Annotated in this window: 13 protein-coding genes and 1 tRNA gene; 6 read left to right on the top strand and 8 right to left on the bottom strand. The window is 70.5% G+C overall.

Translation table 11 applies throughout. The features are described 5' to 3' along the window. Positions 1-27: 27 nt before the first annotated feature. Together pqqB and pqqA are read right to left on the bottom strand one after the other, a co-directional pair. Complete coding sequence (gene pqqB / locus AACH11_RS14510; RefSeq protein WP_341374959.1) at positions 28-960, bottom strand: pyrroloquinoline quinone biosynthesis protein PqqB; 933 nt, start codon at positions 958-960, stop codon at positions 28-30. 194 nt (positions 961-1154) lie between these two features. Continuing rightward, positions 1155-1235, bottom strand: a complete 81-nt coding sequence (pqqA, locus tag AACH11_RS14505; protein ID WP_341375120.1) for a pyrroloquinoline quinone precursor peptide PqqA — start codon at positions 1233-1235, stop codon at positions 1155-1157. 275 nt (positions 1236-1510) lie between these two features. Between pqqA and AACH11_RS14500 the strand changes: the two genes are divergently transcribed. From AACH11_RS14500 to AACH11_RS14490, 3 genes are all read left to right on the top strand, one after another. Further along, positions 1511-2665 (top strand): alpha/beta fold hydrolase, encoded by a 1155-nt coding sequence (locus AACH11_RS14500; RefSeq protein ID WP_341374958.1) that lies wholly within the window; start codon positions 1511-1513, stop codon positions 2663-2665. Between the two features lie 11 nt (positions 2666-2676). After that, positions 2677-4206: an ATP-binding protein gene (locus AACH11_RS14495; protein WP_341374957.1), complete on the top strand. Its 1530-nt coding sequence runs from the start codon at positions 2677-2679 to the stop codon at positions 4204-4206. Between the two features lie 81 nt (positions 4207-4287). Next, complete coding sequence (locus AACH11_RS14490) at positions 4288-4920, top strand: response regulator (RefSeq protein ID WP_341374956.1); 633 nt, start codon at positions 4288-4290, stop codon at positions 4918-4920. Between the two features lie 129 nt (positions 4921-5049). Here AACH11_RS14490 and AACH11_RS14485 read toward each other — a convergent pair. The 6 genes from AACH11_RS14485 to cysS form a co-directional block, all read right to left on the bottom strand. Then, positions 5050-5143 (bottom strand) — tRNA-Ser (locus AACH11_RS14485). A 76-nt stretch (positions 5144-5219) separates the two neighbouring features. Further along, a complete protein-coding gene (locus tag AACH11_RS14480; protein ID WP_341374955.1) occupies positions 5220-6494 on the bottom strand; it encodes an aspartate kinase in 1275 nt (424 codons plus the stop codon). A gap of 229 nt (positions 6495-6723) precedes the next feature. Next, positions 6724-8226 carry a tRNA lysidine(34) synthetase TilS gene (gene tilS, locus AACH11_RS14475; RefSeq protein ID WP_341374954.1) on the bottom strand — a complete coding sequence of 501 codons (1503 nt, stop codon included), beginning with the start codon at positions 8224-8226 and terminating at the stop codon, positions 6724-6726. Then, positions 8204-9175: an acetyl-CoA carboxylase carboxyltransferase subunit alpha gene (locus AACH11_RS14470; RefSeq protein WP_341374953.1), complete on the bottom strand. Its 972-nt coding sequence runs from the start codon at positions 9173-9175 to the stop codon at positions 8204-8206. Before AACH11_RS14470 ends, tilS begins: the two co-directional genes overlap by 23 nt. A 127-nt stretch (positions 9176-9302) precedes the next feature. Further along, positions 9303-10025 carry a DNA-3-methyladenine glycosylase family protein gene (locus AACH11_RS14465; protein WP_341374952.1) on the bottom strand — a complete coding sequence of 241 codons (723 nt, stop codon included), beginning with the start codon at positions 10023-10025 and terminating at the stop codon, positions 9303-9305. Position 10026: 1 nt separating this feature from the next. Beyond that, positions 10027-11418 (bottom strand): cysteine--tRNA ligase, encoded by a 1392-nt coding sequence (cysS, locus tag AACH11_RS14460; protein WP_341374951.1) that lies wholly within the window; start codon positions 11416-11418, stop codon positions 10027-10029. 305 nt (positions 11419-11723) lie between these two features. Here cysS and AACH11_RS14455 point away from each other — a divergent pair, with 305 nt between their 5' ends. From AACH11_RS14455 to AACH11_RS14445, 3 genes are all read left to right on the top strand, one after another. Continuing rightward, a complete protein-coding gene (locus AACH11_RS14455; RefSeq protein ID WP_341374950.1) occupies positions 11724-12344 on the top strand; it encodes a tetratricopeptide repeat protein in 621 nt (206 codons plus the stop codon). Between the two features lie 87 nt (positions 12345-12431). After that, the gene (locus tag AACH11_RS14450; protein ID WP_423228748.1) at positions 12432-13004 is read left to right on the top strand and encodes a peptidylprolyl isomerase; all 573 of its coding nucleotides are present in this window, start codon (positions 12432-12434) and stop codon (positions 13002-13004) included. A gap of 2 nt (positions 13005-13006) precedes the next feature. Beyond that, the gene (locus tag AACH11_RS14445; RefSeq protein WP_341374949.1) at positions 13007-13513 is read left to right on the top strand and encodes a peptidylprolyl isomerase; all 507 of its coding nucleotides are present in this window, start codon (positions 13007-13009) and stop codon (positions 13511-13513) included. Positions 13514-13627 lie beyond the last annotated feature (114 nt).

Here is a 13627-nt window from a genome sequence, read left to right as displayed (position 1 = left end):
CTTGACTTGGCGGTCAGCCAGGATGGCTCACAGGTCGATCAGCAGGCCGTCCTCGGCCACTTCGATGCGGTGGCGCGCCAGTTCGGCACGCTGCGGTGCATCCTCGTCGAGGATGGGATTGGTGTTGTTGATGTGGATGAGCACGCGGCGCGTGGCGGCGGGCAGCGTGTCCAGCAGCGCGATCATCCCGTCCGGGCCGGACTGCGGCAGGTGGCCGATCTCGCGCGCGTGCTTGCGCGAAATGCCCAGCCGCACCATCTCGTCGTCGGTCCAGAAGGTGCCGTCGACCATCACCGCATCGGCCGCGTGCAGCGCGTCGATGACGGCCGGCGAGCGTTCGCCCAGACCGGGGGCGTAGAACAGGCTGCGGCCGCTGTGCGTGTCGCGGATCTCGAGGCCGATGTTGTCGCCCGGCACACCGGCCTCGCGGTGCGGCGAGTAAGGCGCGGCCTTGCTGTCGAGCGCCAGGGCCCGGAACTGCACCCCCTCGACCCCTGGCACCTCGAAGCGCGTCCCGTCGAGCGCGATGCGATGGCGATCGACACCGCAGTAATGACCCAGCACGTTGAGCAGCGGGTAGCCGGTCGTCAGGTCCTCGGCCACCGGATCGGTGCACCACAGCGGCAGCGGCACGCCGCGCTCGCGCAGCATCACCAGACCGGTGACATGGTCGACCTGACCGTCGCACAGAACGACGCCGGCGATCGGCGTGTGGCGCTGCGCGGCGGCATCGGCCGGCCGTGGCCACAGCACCGGCTGCTGGCGGATCTGCGTCAGCACGTCGGGCGAGGCGTTGATCAGCACGCCCGGCCCCTCGGCTCGCGCCTGGACGAAGATCGACGATTGCGTGCGCGGCTTGGCCCGCACGGTGCCGGCCCGCAGGCCGGCGCAGTTGCGGCAGTGGCAGTTCCACTGCGGGAAGCCGCCTCCGGCGGCCGCGCCCAGGACGGTGATGCGCATCGTTGGCAGGACCCGGAGCGGGTCAGGTCTCGGAAGAGGAGGAGGAAGAACGGCGGACCGTGGCGGCTGGCCGGGCGCCACCGATGGCACGGCGCCAGCATCGGTGCGACCGGTGCTGGCGCCGTGGCATGCGCACGAGGGGTCGGAGGGGCCGTGACACAGGCGCCAGGCCTGGGTCGGCCCCACGAACCCGATCAGCGGGCGGCCACGTACATCGTGATCTCGAAGCCGAAGCGCAGGTCGGTCGCGGCGGGGGTCTGCCAGGTCTTGGTCATCACGGTCTCCTGAAGATGGGTGGAAGGTGTCACCGGCGGACCGCCGGGCGGATGCCCGACCGGTCCGGTGCCGGGTGCCGGGTGCCGCCCGGACAGGACCGGCACAGGGCTGCATCGTGGCGCAGCACGCCGGCCGGCGACAGCCGGACAGCCATGAAAGCGCACTCCAGAAAATCTTGAATCGACCCTCGGGTTCCCCTGGGGGCACCCCGGCCGCCGGCCTGCGGCACGCCGCTTACCATGCGGCCGTCTCCGCACCGAGTCCCTCGCCCGCGATGCCACCCCCCACCTCGCCCACCGCCGATCGCCCCGAGCCCGTGCCGCCAGGCACGACCGGCAGTGGCGCGATGGCGCCGCCCGAGGTCTTCGATCGCGAATGGCTGACGCTGGCCGACGGCCAGCAGATGTGCGTCCACCACGCCGGACAGCCCGGCGGACGGCCGCTGCTGGTGTTGCACGGCGGCCCCGGTTCGGCGCAGTCTCCCGCCTTGTGGCAGGCCTGCGCCGGCCTGCCCGTCCACCTGATCGCACCGGACCAGCGGGGCTGCGGCCAGAGCCGTCCCGCTGGCGCGGCCAGTCTGTGGGCATCGGCAGCGGATGGCCTGCGCACGCCGGCCAACACCCTGCCGCTGCTGCTCGACGACCTGCGCCGGCTGCACCACCACCTGAGGCCACGATTGGCGCGCGCGCGCTGGGGCGTGCTCGGCGGTTCCTGGGGCGCGACGCTGGCCCTGGCGCATGCGGTCGATGCCCCGTCGCAGGTCGATGGTCTGGTGCTGAGGGCGACCTTCGTCGGCCGGCCGCGCGACGTCGCCGCCTTCTTCGGCATCGGCACCGATGCGCTCGACGGCCTGCTGGCCCGGCTGGCGCAGGATCTGGACAGCGCGGACCCGCAACGCGTGGCCCGCACCGCACGGCACTGGTGGGCCTGGGAGCGCCGACAGGCCCTCGGCGCGACGGCCTGGCGCCAGGCCCTGGCCGCGGGCACGATCAGCCGCACCGCCAGCTTCGATCCCGATGCCCTGCCCCCGCCACCCTGCCAGCCCTGGCCCGAGGGGCCGGCGCTGGACGCGCTGATCACCCGCTACCGCATCCAGATCGCCTGGTTGCGACGCGGCTGCGATCTGCAGCCCGGGCTGATCGAACGGGCCCGGACCCTGGCGCCGATGCCGGTGCACCTGCTGCACGCCGCCGACGACCGCGTGTGTCCAGCCGCCGCCGCGCGCGAACTGGCCGCGGCCCTGCCCGAACCGGCACGCGTGCACTGGCGCCTGCTGCCCGAAGGCGGACACGATCCGCTGCAGCCCGCCCTGCGCTCGGCCCAGCGCCAGGCGCTGCAGGCCTGGCTGGCGACCGACACCGATGGCCAGGGCATCGCCGTCGATGGCACCGGATCCGGGCCCGCGGCATCGCCCGGCCACCCCGCCTGATGCCTGCGCCCATGCCCCGCCCGACCACCGACCGCCCGGCCACGACGGCACGCCGCTGGCGCCCGGGTCTGCGTCTGCAGATGCAGCTGATCGCCGGCCTGCTGATGCTGGGCTTCGCCAGCCTGGTGCTGACGCTGCAACTGCGGACCCTGCGTGACAGCGTGATGGAGGAGACCCTGGCGGCCAACCGGGTCGCCAGCCAGCTGCTGGACCGCACCGCCTGGGTCTACGCCGCCCAGGGCATCGGCGCGATGCAGGCTTTTCTCGAAGGCCTGGGCCGCATCCGCTCCAACGACGTGCTGCTGTACGACCAGCAGGAGCGGCTGGTCTATCGCAGCCCGCCATCGCCCTACAAGCAGGGGCAGGATGCGCCGACCTGGTTCAGTGCCCTGATCGCGCCGCCATCGACCCACCGCTCGATCCAGTTTCCTGACGGCCGGCTCGAGGTGCATGCGAACGCCTCACGTTCGGTGTTGGATGCCTGGGACAGCCTGTGGCGGCTGTCGCTGATCGCCGTCGCCGCGCTGCTGGCCACCGCGGCGCTGGTGCACGCGGCGGTCGGCCGCGCGGTACGACCCTTCGCCCACATCGTCGACGGCCTGCAGGCGCTGCAGGACGGGCGCCTGGACACGCGCCTGCCGCCGCTGCCCGGCCGCGAGGCCAGCGCCATCGCCGAAGCCTTCAACCGCATGGCCGAGCAGCTGGCACGGCAGTGGGAGACCGAGCGCCGTGCCTTGCGCGCCGAGCGCCAGCTGTCGGACAGCCGCGCACTCGGCCACTGGATGGCGCAGCACATCGAGGCCGAACGCAAGCTGATCGCGCGCGAGCTGCATGACGAGTTCGGACAGTCGGTGACCGCGATGCGCAGCATGGCCACGGCCATCGCCGGCCGCTGCGTGTCCAGCGATCCGACCAGCGCCGAGGCCGCCCGCGTCATCGCCGACGAGGCCGCGCGCCTGTACGACGCGATGCACGGCATCATCCCGCGCCTGGCCCCGCTGGTGCTCGACGCCTTCGGCCTGATCGAGGCCCTGGCGGACCTGCTCGAACGCACCCGCCGCAGCCAGCCCGGCCTGCGCCTGGAGCTGCAGCAGACGCTCGATCCCGAGCGCACGCCGATCGGTGCCGAGGCCGCGCTGGCGCTCTACCGCACGGCCCAGGAAGGCGTGACCAACGCGCTGCGCCATGGCGAGGCCGGCCACATCCGCCTGTGCCTGGATGGCACAGCCGACCGCCTGCGCCTGAGCGTGCAGGACAATGGCCGCGGCCTGCCGGAGGCCCTGCGCACCGGCCGTCCGTCATCCGATGCCGCCGACCCTGCCCATGCAGACGACACCGCCGATCCGGCACCGGCCAGCCCACCCGGCCACTTCGGCCTCAGCTGGCTGGCGGAACGGGCGGCAGCGCTCGGTGGCCGGCTGCACCTGCGGCCGGCCGACCCCGGCCCCGGGGTCTGGCTGACGGTCGAGCTGCCGCTGGATCCGGCCGACCGCCCTCAGGCGACGGCACCGGAGCGACAGCCCCCCACGCCCGGACGCTGAGGTCCGTGACCCGTCCCCCGGGCGCGCCGGCGCCGCCCCGCCGCCCTCCCAGCACCCGTCACCCGAACCACCGATCCGCCCATGTCCCTGCGCCTGCTGCTCGTCGACGACCACGCCCTGGTGCGCATGGGTTTTCGCATGCTGCTGGGCGGCGCCGGCATCGAGGTGGTGGCCGAGCTCGACCGCGGGGAGGACCTGGTCAGCACCTGGCAGCAATTGCGGCCCGACGTCGTGGTGATGGATCTGGCGATGCCGGGCATGGGCGGGCTGGAGGCCCTGCGGCGCCTGCTGGCGATCGAGGAACAGGCCCGCGTGCTGATCCTGTCGGCGCATGAGGACACGGCCCATCCACAGCGGGCGCTGCGCGCCGGCGCGCTCGGCTACCTGACCAAGCGCAGTGCACCCGATGCGCTGATCGCGGCCGTGCGTGCGGTGGCTACAGGCCAGCCCTGGGTCGATGCGGAGACGGCGCGGGCGCTGGCCCTGGCGCAGATCCGCGGTGAACGCAGTCCGGCCGACCAGCTCAGCGAGCGCGAGTTCTCGGTCTTCCTGCAACTCGCCCGTGGGCAGAGCGTCGCGCAGATCGCCGAGACGCTCAAGCTGTCGCCCAGCACCGTCGGCACCCACCTCTACAACGTCAAGCAGAAACTGGGCGCCGGCAACCAGAGCGAGCTGACGCTGATCGCGCTGCAGTGGGGCTTGCTGCAGGTCTGAGGTTGCAGGTCTGAGCGGGCCGGGCAGAACAGCGGGCGCACGCGGAAAAGAAAAAACCCCGAACAGCTGGGCTGATCGGGGTTTTCATGTTGGTCCGTCCGCTGACTTCGTGGGTCTGGACGGGCTTGCTGGCGGAGACGGAGGGATTCGAACCCTCGATGCACGTTTTAGCGCGCATACTCCCTTAGCAGGGGAGCACCTTCGGCCTCTCGGTCACGTCTCCGTTGGCAAGATAATCATTCTAGCCGGGATTCAAAGCAAAGCGCAAGTGCCACTTTGCTTTGCCCGATGGCGGACGTTCAGACCACCTTGGCCGGATCGTCCAGACCGAAGGCCTTGTGCAGCGCGCGCACGGCCAGCTCCATGTACTTCTCGTCGATCACGACCGATGTCTTGATCTCGCTGGTGGTGATCATCTGGATGTTGATGCCGTCATCCGACAGCGTCTTGAACATCGTCGAAGCCACACCGACGTGGCTCTTCATGCCGATGCCGACGATCGAGACCTTGCAGATCTTGGCGTCACCGATGATGTTGAGCGCGCCGGTGGCCGGCTGCACGGTGTTCTTCAGCAGATCGACGGTGCGCGCGTAGTCGTTGCGGTGCACGGTGAAGCTGAAGTCGGTGCGGCCGTCGTGGGAGACGTTCTGCACGATGACGTCGACGTCGATGTTGGCCGCCGCGACCGCACCCAGGATGCTGTAGGCGATGCCCGGCTTGTCGGGCACGCCGACGACGGTGATCTTGGCCTCGTCGCGGTTGAACGCGATGCCGGACACAACGGCTTGTTCCATCTTTTCGTCTTCCTCGAAGGTGATCAGGGTGCCCGACTTGGCTTCCTCGTCGATCGCGATGTCCCAGGGGGTGAAGCTGGAGAGCACGCGCAGCGGCACGCGGTACTTGCCCGCGAACTCCACCGAGCGGATCTGCAGCACCTTGGAGCCCTGGCTGGCCAGCTCGAGCATTTCCTCGAAGCTGATCGTGCTCAGGCGCTTGGCCTCGGGCACGACGCGCGGGTCGGTGGTGTAGACGCCATCGACGTCGGTGTAGATCAGGCACTCGTCGGCCTTCATCGCCGCCGCCACGGCCACGGCCGAGGTGTCGGAGCCGCCACGGCCCAGCGTGGTGACGTTGCCGCCCTCGTCGATGCCCTGGAAGCCGGTGATGATCACGACCTTGCCAGCGGCCAGATCGGCGCGCACGCGGACGTCGTCGATCGACTCGATGCGGGCCTTGGTGTAGGCCGAGTTGGTCTTGATCGGCACCTGCCAGCCGTTGTAGCTGACCGCCGGCTGGCCTTCGGCCTGCAGGGCCAGCGACAGCAGACCGACCGAGACCTGCTCGCCGGTGCAGGCGATCATGTCGAGCTCGCGCAGCACGGCGTCGTCGACCTTGGCCGGCTGCACTTCCTTGGCCAGGCCGAGCAGGCGGTTGGTCTCGCCGCTCATCGCGGAGGGAACGACCACCATCTGGTGGCCGGCACGGGCCCATTTGGCCACGCGCTTGGCGACGGCGCGGATGCGCTCGGGCGAGCCCATCGACGTGCCGCCGTACTTGTGAACGATCAAAGCCATGATTGCGGGGAGTGAATCCGCCGCGATGGCAGGCTGGGAACAGCCTGTGCGGCGGACACCGGCATCAACCGGAACGGTGAACCCGCCGGACCGGCGCCACCACCGGCGCGCGGCGCACGACGGCCCCGCTGGAGCCGCGATGCTGCCCGGCCGGCGGCCCGATGCCGCCCCGTCAGGACGCAGTTGCGCGACAGCCAGGACCGACGCCTGGAACACGCAACCCGTGATTCTAGCCTGTGGGCCAATCGGCCGACGGATTTCCGTCGCACCAGTGCAGGGACCAGCGCGCCGGACCGGCGGTGACGGCGACCCGCGCATCCAGACCCAGGCCGGGCACATAGACCAGACGGCCCGCCGCCCACAACAAGGGCCCGTGTCGCGCCTCGGCCGGCACGCCCAGACACTGGAACTGCTTCTTCAGGCTGCGCGCCATGCCACCGGGGCGCAGCACGAAGCGTTCGCCGCCGCTGCGCGGGCGCGCCTCGAGCCAGGGCAGGATCTGCGGGTCGAGGCCGGGCTGGGTCGCCGCGGCGGGCAGCAGCCGGAGCTCACCGCCCCACTGCGGCATGGGCCAGCACAGCCGACCGTCAGCCGGCCAGCACGACGGTGGCGGCAGCCCGAGCAGCCCGGGCATGGGTCCGGGCGGCCGTTCCGCCGCCGCATCGGCCGCCACGACGGCCGCCTCAGGCTCCAGCCTGTCGCACCCGCCGGTCGCAGGCGATGCGGTGCTGGTCGTCACCGCCTGGGGCCGCAGCATCAGACGCCCGCGGTAGAGATCCAGACGCCACGCCCCCTGCGCCCACCGGGCGCTCGATCGACGGGCCTGCAACCGGGGCAGTTCGGCGAGCAGCCGCTGCACCAGCGTGTCGGCGATGCGCCGGCCGGCGTGCGTCTGCCACCAGCCGCGCAGCAGATTGGCCCGCCGAGCCGGACTCAGCATCAGCCAGTCGTCCAGGCGCAGCCCCTGGTCGTCGCAGCAGGCCGCGGCGTCGAGCGCGGCGAGCTCCTGCAGCGCGGCATCGGCCTCCGCGGCCCGGCGGGCAACCTGGCCCAGCACCCGCTCGACCTGCGGAAACGCCTGGTGCAAGGCGGGCCAGACCTGAAGGCGCAACCGGGAACGGGCCAGATCCGGATCCTGGTTGCTCGGATCCTCGACCGGCCGCAAGCGGTGATGACGGACATAGGCGTCGATGGCCTCGCGCGGCTGGCCCAGCCAGGGCCGGGCCCAGCACAGACCGGCACGGTCGATGCGCGCCGGCATCGCCGCCAGACCGGCCGCACCGGCGCCCCGCAGGGCCTGGATCAGCACGGTCTCGGCCTGGTCACGCCGATGCTGGGCCAGCAGCAGGAGACGGGCCCCCGCGGCGCGGGCCATCACGTCCAGGGCAGCCCGGCGCCCGTCACGGGCCCAGGCCTCCAGGCTCTGGCCGCTGTCCGGCGTGCCGGACAAACGCGTGGCCATGAACCGCAGCGGCCAACCGCGGGCAGCCCAGCGCCGGCACAGGCGGCGCGCGCTCGCCAGCCAGGCGTCGGCCTCGGGCAGCAGGCCGTGGTGCACGTGCAGGGCGACCACGGTCAGACCATGCGCCGCCGCCAGACGACAGCTCAGATGCAGCAGCGCGAGCGAATCTCGGCCGCCGCTGAAGGCGACGGCGAAGACGCGGTCGCCATGCGGCGCCGGTGCGTGATCACCGGCGGCCGCGAGCGGCTCACCGGTCCTTGGTGTCGGCAAAGCGGCCGTAGGACTGCACGCGGTCGTAGCGACGCTGCAGCAGGTCCTTGGTCTTCAGGTCGGAGACCTGACGATAGGCGTCGACCAGCGCGCGCTTGAGCTGGCTGGCCATGTGGCGCGTGTCGCGATGGGCACCACCGACCGGCTCGCTGACGATCTTGTCGATCAGACCGAGTGCCTTCAGGCGGTGGGCGGTGATGCCCAGGGCCTCGGCGGCATCCGATGCCCGCTCCGCCGTCTTCCAGAGGATGGACGCACAGCCCTCAGGGGAGATCACCGAGTAGACCGAGAACTGCAGCATCAGCACCTGGTCGGCCACGCTGATGGCCAGCGCGCCGCCGGAGCCCCCCTCGCCGATGATGGTGGTGATGATCGGCACCTCCAGCTGCGCCATCTCGAAGATGTTGCGGCCGATGGCTTCGGACTGGCCGCGCTCCTCGGCGCCGATGCCGGGATAGGCGCCGGGCGTGTCGACGAAGGTGAAGACCGGCAGGCCGAACTTCTCGGCCAGCTTCATCAGGCGCAGCGCCTTGCGGTAGCCCTCGGGGCGCGACATGCCGAAGTTGCGCACCGCGCGCTCCTTCGTGTCACGGCCCTTCTGGTGACCGATGACCATGCAGGCCTGGCCATTGAAGCGGGCCAGACCGCCGACGATGGACAGGTCGTCGGCGAAATGCCGGTCACCGTGCAGCTCCTGCCAGTCGGTGAAGATCTCGTTGACGTAGTCCAGCGTGTAGGGACGCTGCGGATGGCGGGCGATCTGCGTGACCTGCCAGGGCGACAGGCTGCTGTAGATGTCCTTGGCCAGTTGCTGGCTCTTCTTGTCCAGGCGATCGATCTCCTCGGAGATGTCGACAGCGGACTCGTTCTGCACGAAACGCAGTTCCTCGATCTTGGTCTCGAGTTCGGCGATCGGCTGTTCGAATTCGAGGAAGTGTCGTTTGCTCATGCGCGCGTTCGGTGGGTTGAAACGGAGACGACCGCACCGCCACATCGGGCGGCAGGCGGTCGTCGACGGGAACGCCCCGCTGGACCTCCGGCATGCCGGCGGCCACGGGCGTTCGCACTCACACAGGTCAGTAGTCTACCGGCAGCGGATCCAGACTCCGCCACAGGTACCAGGTGGCGACGGATCGGTAGGGCGCCCAGCCTTCGCCGAGTTCCCGCGCCTCGGCCCGACTGACGGGCTCGCCGCTGAAATACTGTGTGCTGATGCCCTTGATGAGGCCGAGATCGTCCAGTGGCAGCACGTTGGGGCGCATCAGATGGAAGATCAGGAACATCTCGGCCGTCCAGCGACCGATGCCGCGGATGGCGACCAGTTCCTCGATGATGGCCTCGTCGTCCATCTGCTGCCATTGGCCGACGTGGACCTGACCCTGCTCGAAATGGCGGGCCAGATCGGTCAGGTACTCGGCCTTGCGGGCCGACAGACCTGCCGCACGCAAAGCCGGCACATCGCGCGTGAGCACGGCGCCCGGCTGCAGCAGCGCGGCTTCTTCGGCAGCGACACTGACCTCGAGCGCGAGCAGCAGCTTGTCCCAGACGGCCTGCGCCGCCTTCACCGAGATCTGCTGGCCGATGATCGAGCGGGCCAGCGTGGTGAAGGCGTCACCATGGCTGCGCAGGCGGGCCTCGCCGAACTGCGGGATCAGCTTCTTCATCACCCGGTCGCGACGCACCAGATGGCGGCAGGCCTCGTCCCAGTAGCCGGGCGTGACGACCGGGGCACCATCCAGCGCAGGCACGGCCGCAGCCGGTGCGGCGGCGAAGCCGCCGGCGGTCTTGCGCGCGGGCATCTCAGGCCCGCACCCAGGCCGTGCCCTGCGGGCCGTCCTTGAGCAGCACGCCGTGTCCGGCAAGCTCGGCACGGATGCGGTCGGCAGCGGCGAAGTCCCGTGCGGCCTTGGCAGCGGCGCGGGCGGCGATGGCGGCCTCGATGGCGGCCTCGTCCAGTGCCCCGGCCGTCGCGCCGCCCTGCAACCAGGCCTGCGGCGGCTGCTGCAGCACGCCCAGCGTGCCGCCGAGCGCACGCAACAGCCGAGCGCTGGAGAGGTCCTTGTGGCGGTTGACGTCGCCGGCCAGCTCGAACAGCACGGCGAGCGCAGCCGGCGTGTTCAGGTCCTCGTCCATGGCCGCGCGGAAGGCGGCCGCGGCCGGCAGGGACCAGTCGATGGCGGCGGCATCCTCGTCCGGCAGCTCGACCGCGGCCAGCGCGGTGTAGAGCCGGCGCAAGCCCTGCCGCGCGTCATCGAGCAGCTGATCGCTGAAGTTGAACGGGCTGCGGTAGTGGGTGCGCAGCATGTAGAAGCGCAGCGTCTCGCCGTCGTGGCTCTTCAGGATGTCGCGCAGCGTGAAGAAGTTGCCCAGGCTCTTGGACATCTTCTCGTCGTCGACATTGAGGAAGCCGTTGTGCATCCACAGGTTGACGTGCGGATGCCCCAGCGCACCTTCACTCTGCGCGATCTCGTTCTCGTGGTGCGGGAACTGCAGATCCAGACCACCCCCGTGGATGTCGAAGCGTTCACCCAGCACCGCACAGCCCATGGCCGAGCACTCGATGTGCCAGCCCGGACGGCCATCACCGTAGGCGCTGGCGTACTTGACGTCCGCCGGCTCCTCGGCCTTGGCGGCCTTCCAGAGCACGAAGTCCAGCGGGTCTTCCTTGCCGTCATCGACCGCGACCCGCTCGCCGGCACGCAGATCGTCCAGGCTCTTGCCCGAGAGCTTGCCGTATCCGGGGAACTTGCGCACCGCGTAGTTCACGTCGCCACTGGATGCGCGATAGGCCAGACCGCGCTGTTCGAGGCGACCGATCATCGCCAGCATGCCGTCGATGTGCTCGGTGGCGCGTGGCTCATGCGTTGGGACCAGCGTGCCGATGGCCGCGAAATCCTCGTGCATGGCGGTGATCATCTCGTCGGTCAGCTGCCGCACGGTGATGCCGCGCTCGACCGCACGGCGGATGATCTTGTCGTCGATGTCGGTGATGTTGCGCGCATACGTCACCTTCAGCCCGCTGGTCTGCAGCCAGCGGTAGAGGACGTCGAAGGACACCATCATCCGCGCATGGCCCATGTGGCACAGGTCATAGACCGTGATGCCGCAGACATACATCCGCACATGGCCGGGCTCGATGGGCTCGAGCGCTTCGGTACGACGGGACAGGCTGTTGTACAGACGGATGGTCATCGGCCGGACGCAGGGGACGCAGACGGGCGCGGACAACCGCGCGCGCGGACTCGGGCCGCAGGCGGTGTCGGGCGGGGGTTCTCGGGCATTGTGGGCCAAGTCGGGCCCGCGGGCGAACGCCGCGGACCGCTCCGGCCCGAGCCGCCCTGGCCGGGCGGAGCACGCCGACGCCGGGACCTTCCGGGGCCGTGCCGTAGGGCGACGGATGCGGACGGTGGCGTCGATACAATCCGGTCAGTATAGCGGTCGATGCTGGCCGCTCCACCCTGATGGGGGTGTGCGCCGACCGGCCCGCATCCCGTCCGATGCCCCAGATTCCGTTGCCGCCCGCTCTCCGCCGCGCCATTTCCCGCACCTGCCTTCCCGCGCTGACGCTGGCCCTGTCGGCGTCGATGCCGACCCTCGCCGCACCGCCGACACCGCAGGACGACGACGCGACACGGCTGGCGGCGGTCGAGCTGGATCTGCGGCAGACCCCGCAGGACGCGGCGCTGCGCTTCCGCAGAGCGCGCCTGCTGGAGTCCGCCGGTCGCCTGGCCGAGGCTGAACAGGCCTGGCGACAGATGACCCTGGACTTTCCGCAACTGGCCGAGCCGTTCAACAACCTGGCCGTGCGGCGCGCGGCCGCAGGCGATGTCGACGGCGCGCGCCCTCTGCTCGAACAGGCCCTTTTGCGCGACCCGGACTACCGCCTGGCGCGCCTGAATCTGGCCGACGTGCTGCTGGCCCAGGCCCATCAGGCCGGCTGCCTGGCGGCCGACATCGGTCCGCCCGACGCCACACTGGACGGTCGACTGCAGGCCCTGGCCAGGTTGCGCGGCACCACGCCGGGCTGTCCGCCAGCCTGGCGACGGCCTGCAGCGCCGTCGTCAGTCCCATCTACCCCGTCTGCCCCGCCAGCCCCATCAGCCCCCGGCGGACGCTGAACGCCAGACGCGGCGATCGGCCCATCCGGCACAAGGCCGTGCCGGCCCGGACCGCCGCCCGCCCCACACCCCACCCTGGAGAGCCCGATGAAACCCTTCCGACTGTTCGGTCCGCTGCTGATGCTCGGGGCCCTCACCTCGGCGGCAACCTGCGTGCAGGCCCAGCAGGTTCGGCTGAGCACCAGCCTGGGCGACATCGTGCTGCAGCTCGACGCACAGAAGGCGCCACGCACCGTCGCCAACTTCGTCACCTACGCCAAGGCCGGCCACTACGACGGCACGATCTTCCATCGCGTGATCGACGGCTTCATGATCCAGGGCGGCGGCTTCAACGCCGACATGAGCGAGAAGCCGACCCGCGCACCGATCCCGCTCGAATCGCGCAACGGCCTGTCCAACCAGCGCGGCACGATCGCCATGGCGCGCACGATGGTGCCGGACTCGGCCACCGCCCAGTTCTACATCAATGTCAACGACAACACCGGCCTGGACGCCGGCCGCGCGCCCGATGGCCACGGCTACGCCGTCTTCGGCAAGGTGGTCCAGGGCATGGACGTGGTCGACCGCATCAAGGCGGTGGCCACCACGCGCAAGGGCATGCACGCCGACGTACCGGCCAAGCCGGTCTTCATCCAGAAAATCACCGTCACCGAGAACTGAACATGAGCAAGCACGTTGAACTGACCACCAGCGCCGGCACCCTGCGCCTCGAACTCGACGACCAGAAGGCGCCGCAGACCGTGGCCAACTTCCTGGCCTACGTCAATGCCGGCCATTACGACGGCACCATTTTCCATCGCGTGATCAAGGGCTTCATGGTCCAGGGTGGCGGTTTCACCGCCGAGATGCAGCAGAAGCCGACCCAGGCCGCGATCCCCAACGAGGCCTCCAACGGCCTGAAGAACGACAAGTACACGCTGGCGATGGCGCGCACCAATGCACCGCACTCGGCGACGGCGCAGTTCTTCATCAACGCCACCGACAACGACTTCCTGAACTTCCGCAGCGAGACGCCTCAGGGCTGGGGTTATGCGGTGTTCGGCAAGGTGGTCGAGGGCACGGAGATCGTCGATGCGATCGAGAAGGTGCGCACCGGCCGCAAGGGCTTCCACGACGACGTGCCGCTGGAGGACGTCCTGATCCTGAAGGCCGTCGAGATCGCGGCCTGACAAGCCGTGAACGAACCGCCGATCGACCGTGGGGAGCGCATGGCTGCTGATTGCCGCAGTGGCGCGAGGAGGCGGGAGCCGATGCGCAGCGGGAGCGGTGTGAGGGCCGTTTGT

Source organism: Pseudaquabacterium rugosum (genome assembly GCF_038066575.1).
Classification (GTDB): Bacteria; Pseudomonadota; Gammaproteobacteria; order Burkholderiales; family Burkholderiaceae_C; genus Pseudaquabacterium; species Pseudaquabacterium rugosum.
The sequence above is the reverse complement of the archived record's forward strand: the minus strand, read 5'-3'. Positions and strand labels throughout refer to the sequence as shown.

Excerpts from the sequence above, each read along its gene's own strand:
- pqqB (WP_341374959.1), bottom strand. The coding sequence starts at position 960 with ATGCGCATCACCGTCCTGGGCGCGGCCGCCGGAGGCGGCTTCCCGCAG.
- pqqA (WP_341375120.1), bottom strand. The coding sequence starts at position 1,235 with ATGACCAAGACCTGGCAGACCCCCGCCGCGACCGACCTGCGCTTCGGC.
- AACH11_RS14500 (WP_341374958.1), top strand. The coding sequence starts at position 1,511 with ATGCCACCCCCCACCTCGCCCACCGCCGATCGCCCCGAGCCCGTGCCG.
- AACH11_RS14495 (WP_341374957.1), top strand. The coding sequence starts at position 2,677 with ATGCCCCGCCCGACCACCGACCGCCCGGCCACGACGGCACGCCGCTGG.
- AACH11_RS14490 (WP_341374956.1), top strand. The coding sequence starts at position 4,288 with ATGTCCCTGCGCCTGCTGCTCGTCGACGACCACGCCCTGGTGCGCATG.
- AACH11_RS14480 (WP_341374955.1), bottom strand. The coding sequence starts at position 6,494 with ATGGCTTTGATCGTTCACAAGTACGGCGGCACGTCGATGGGCTCGCCC.
- AACH11_RS14470 (WP_341374953.1), bottom strand. The coding sequence starts at position 9,175 with ATGAGCAAACGACACTTCCTCGAATTCGAACAGCCGATCGCCGAACTC.
- AACH11_RS14465 (WP_341374952.1), bottom strand. The coding sequence starts at position 10,025 with ATGCCCGCGCGCAAGACCGCCGGCGGCTTCGCCGCCGCACCGGCTGCG.
- cysS (WP_341374951.1), bottom strand. The coding sequence starts at position 11,418 with ATGACCATCCGTCTGTACAACAGCCTGTCCCGTCGTACCGAAGCGCTC.
- AACH11_RS14455 (WP_341374950.1), top strand. The coding sequence starts at position 11,724 with ATGCCCCAGATTCCGTTGCCGCCCGCTCTCCGCCGCGCCATTTCCCGC.
- AACH11_RS14450 (WP_423228748.1), top strand. The coding sequence starts at position 12,432 with ATGAAACCCTTCCGACTGTTCGGTCCGCTGCTGATGCTCGGGGCCCTC.
- AACH11_RS14445 (WP_341374949.1), top strand. The coding sequence starts at position 13,007 with ATGAGCAAGCACGTTGAACTGACCACCAGCGCCGGCACCCTGCGCCTC.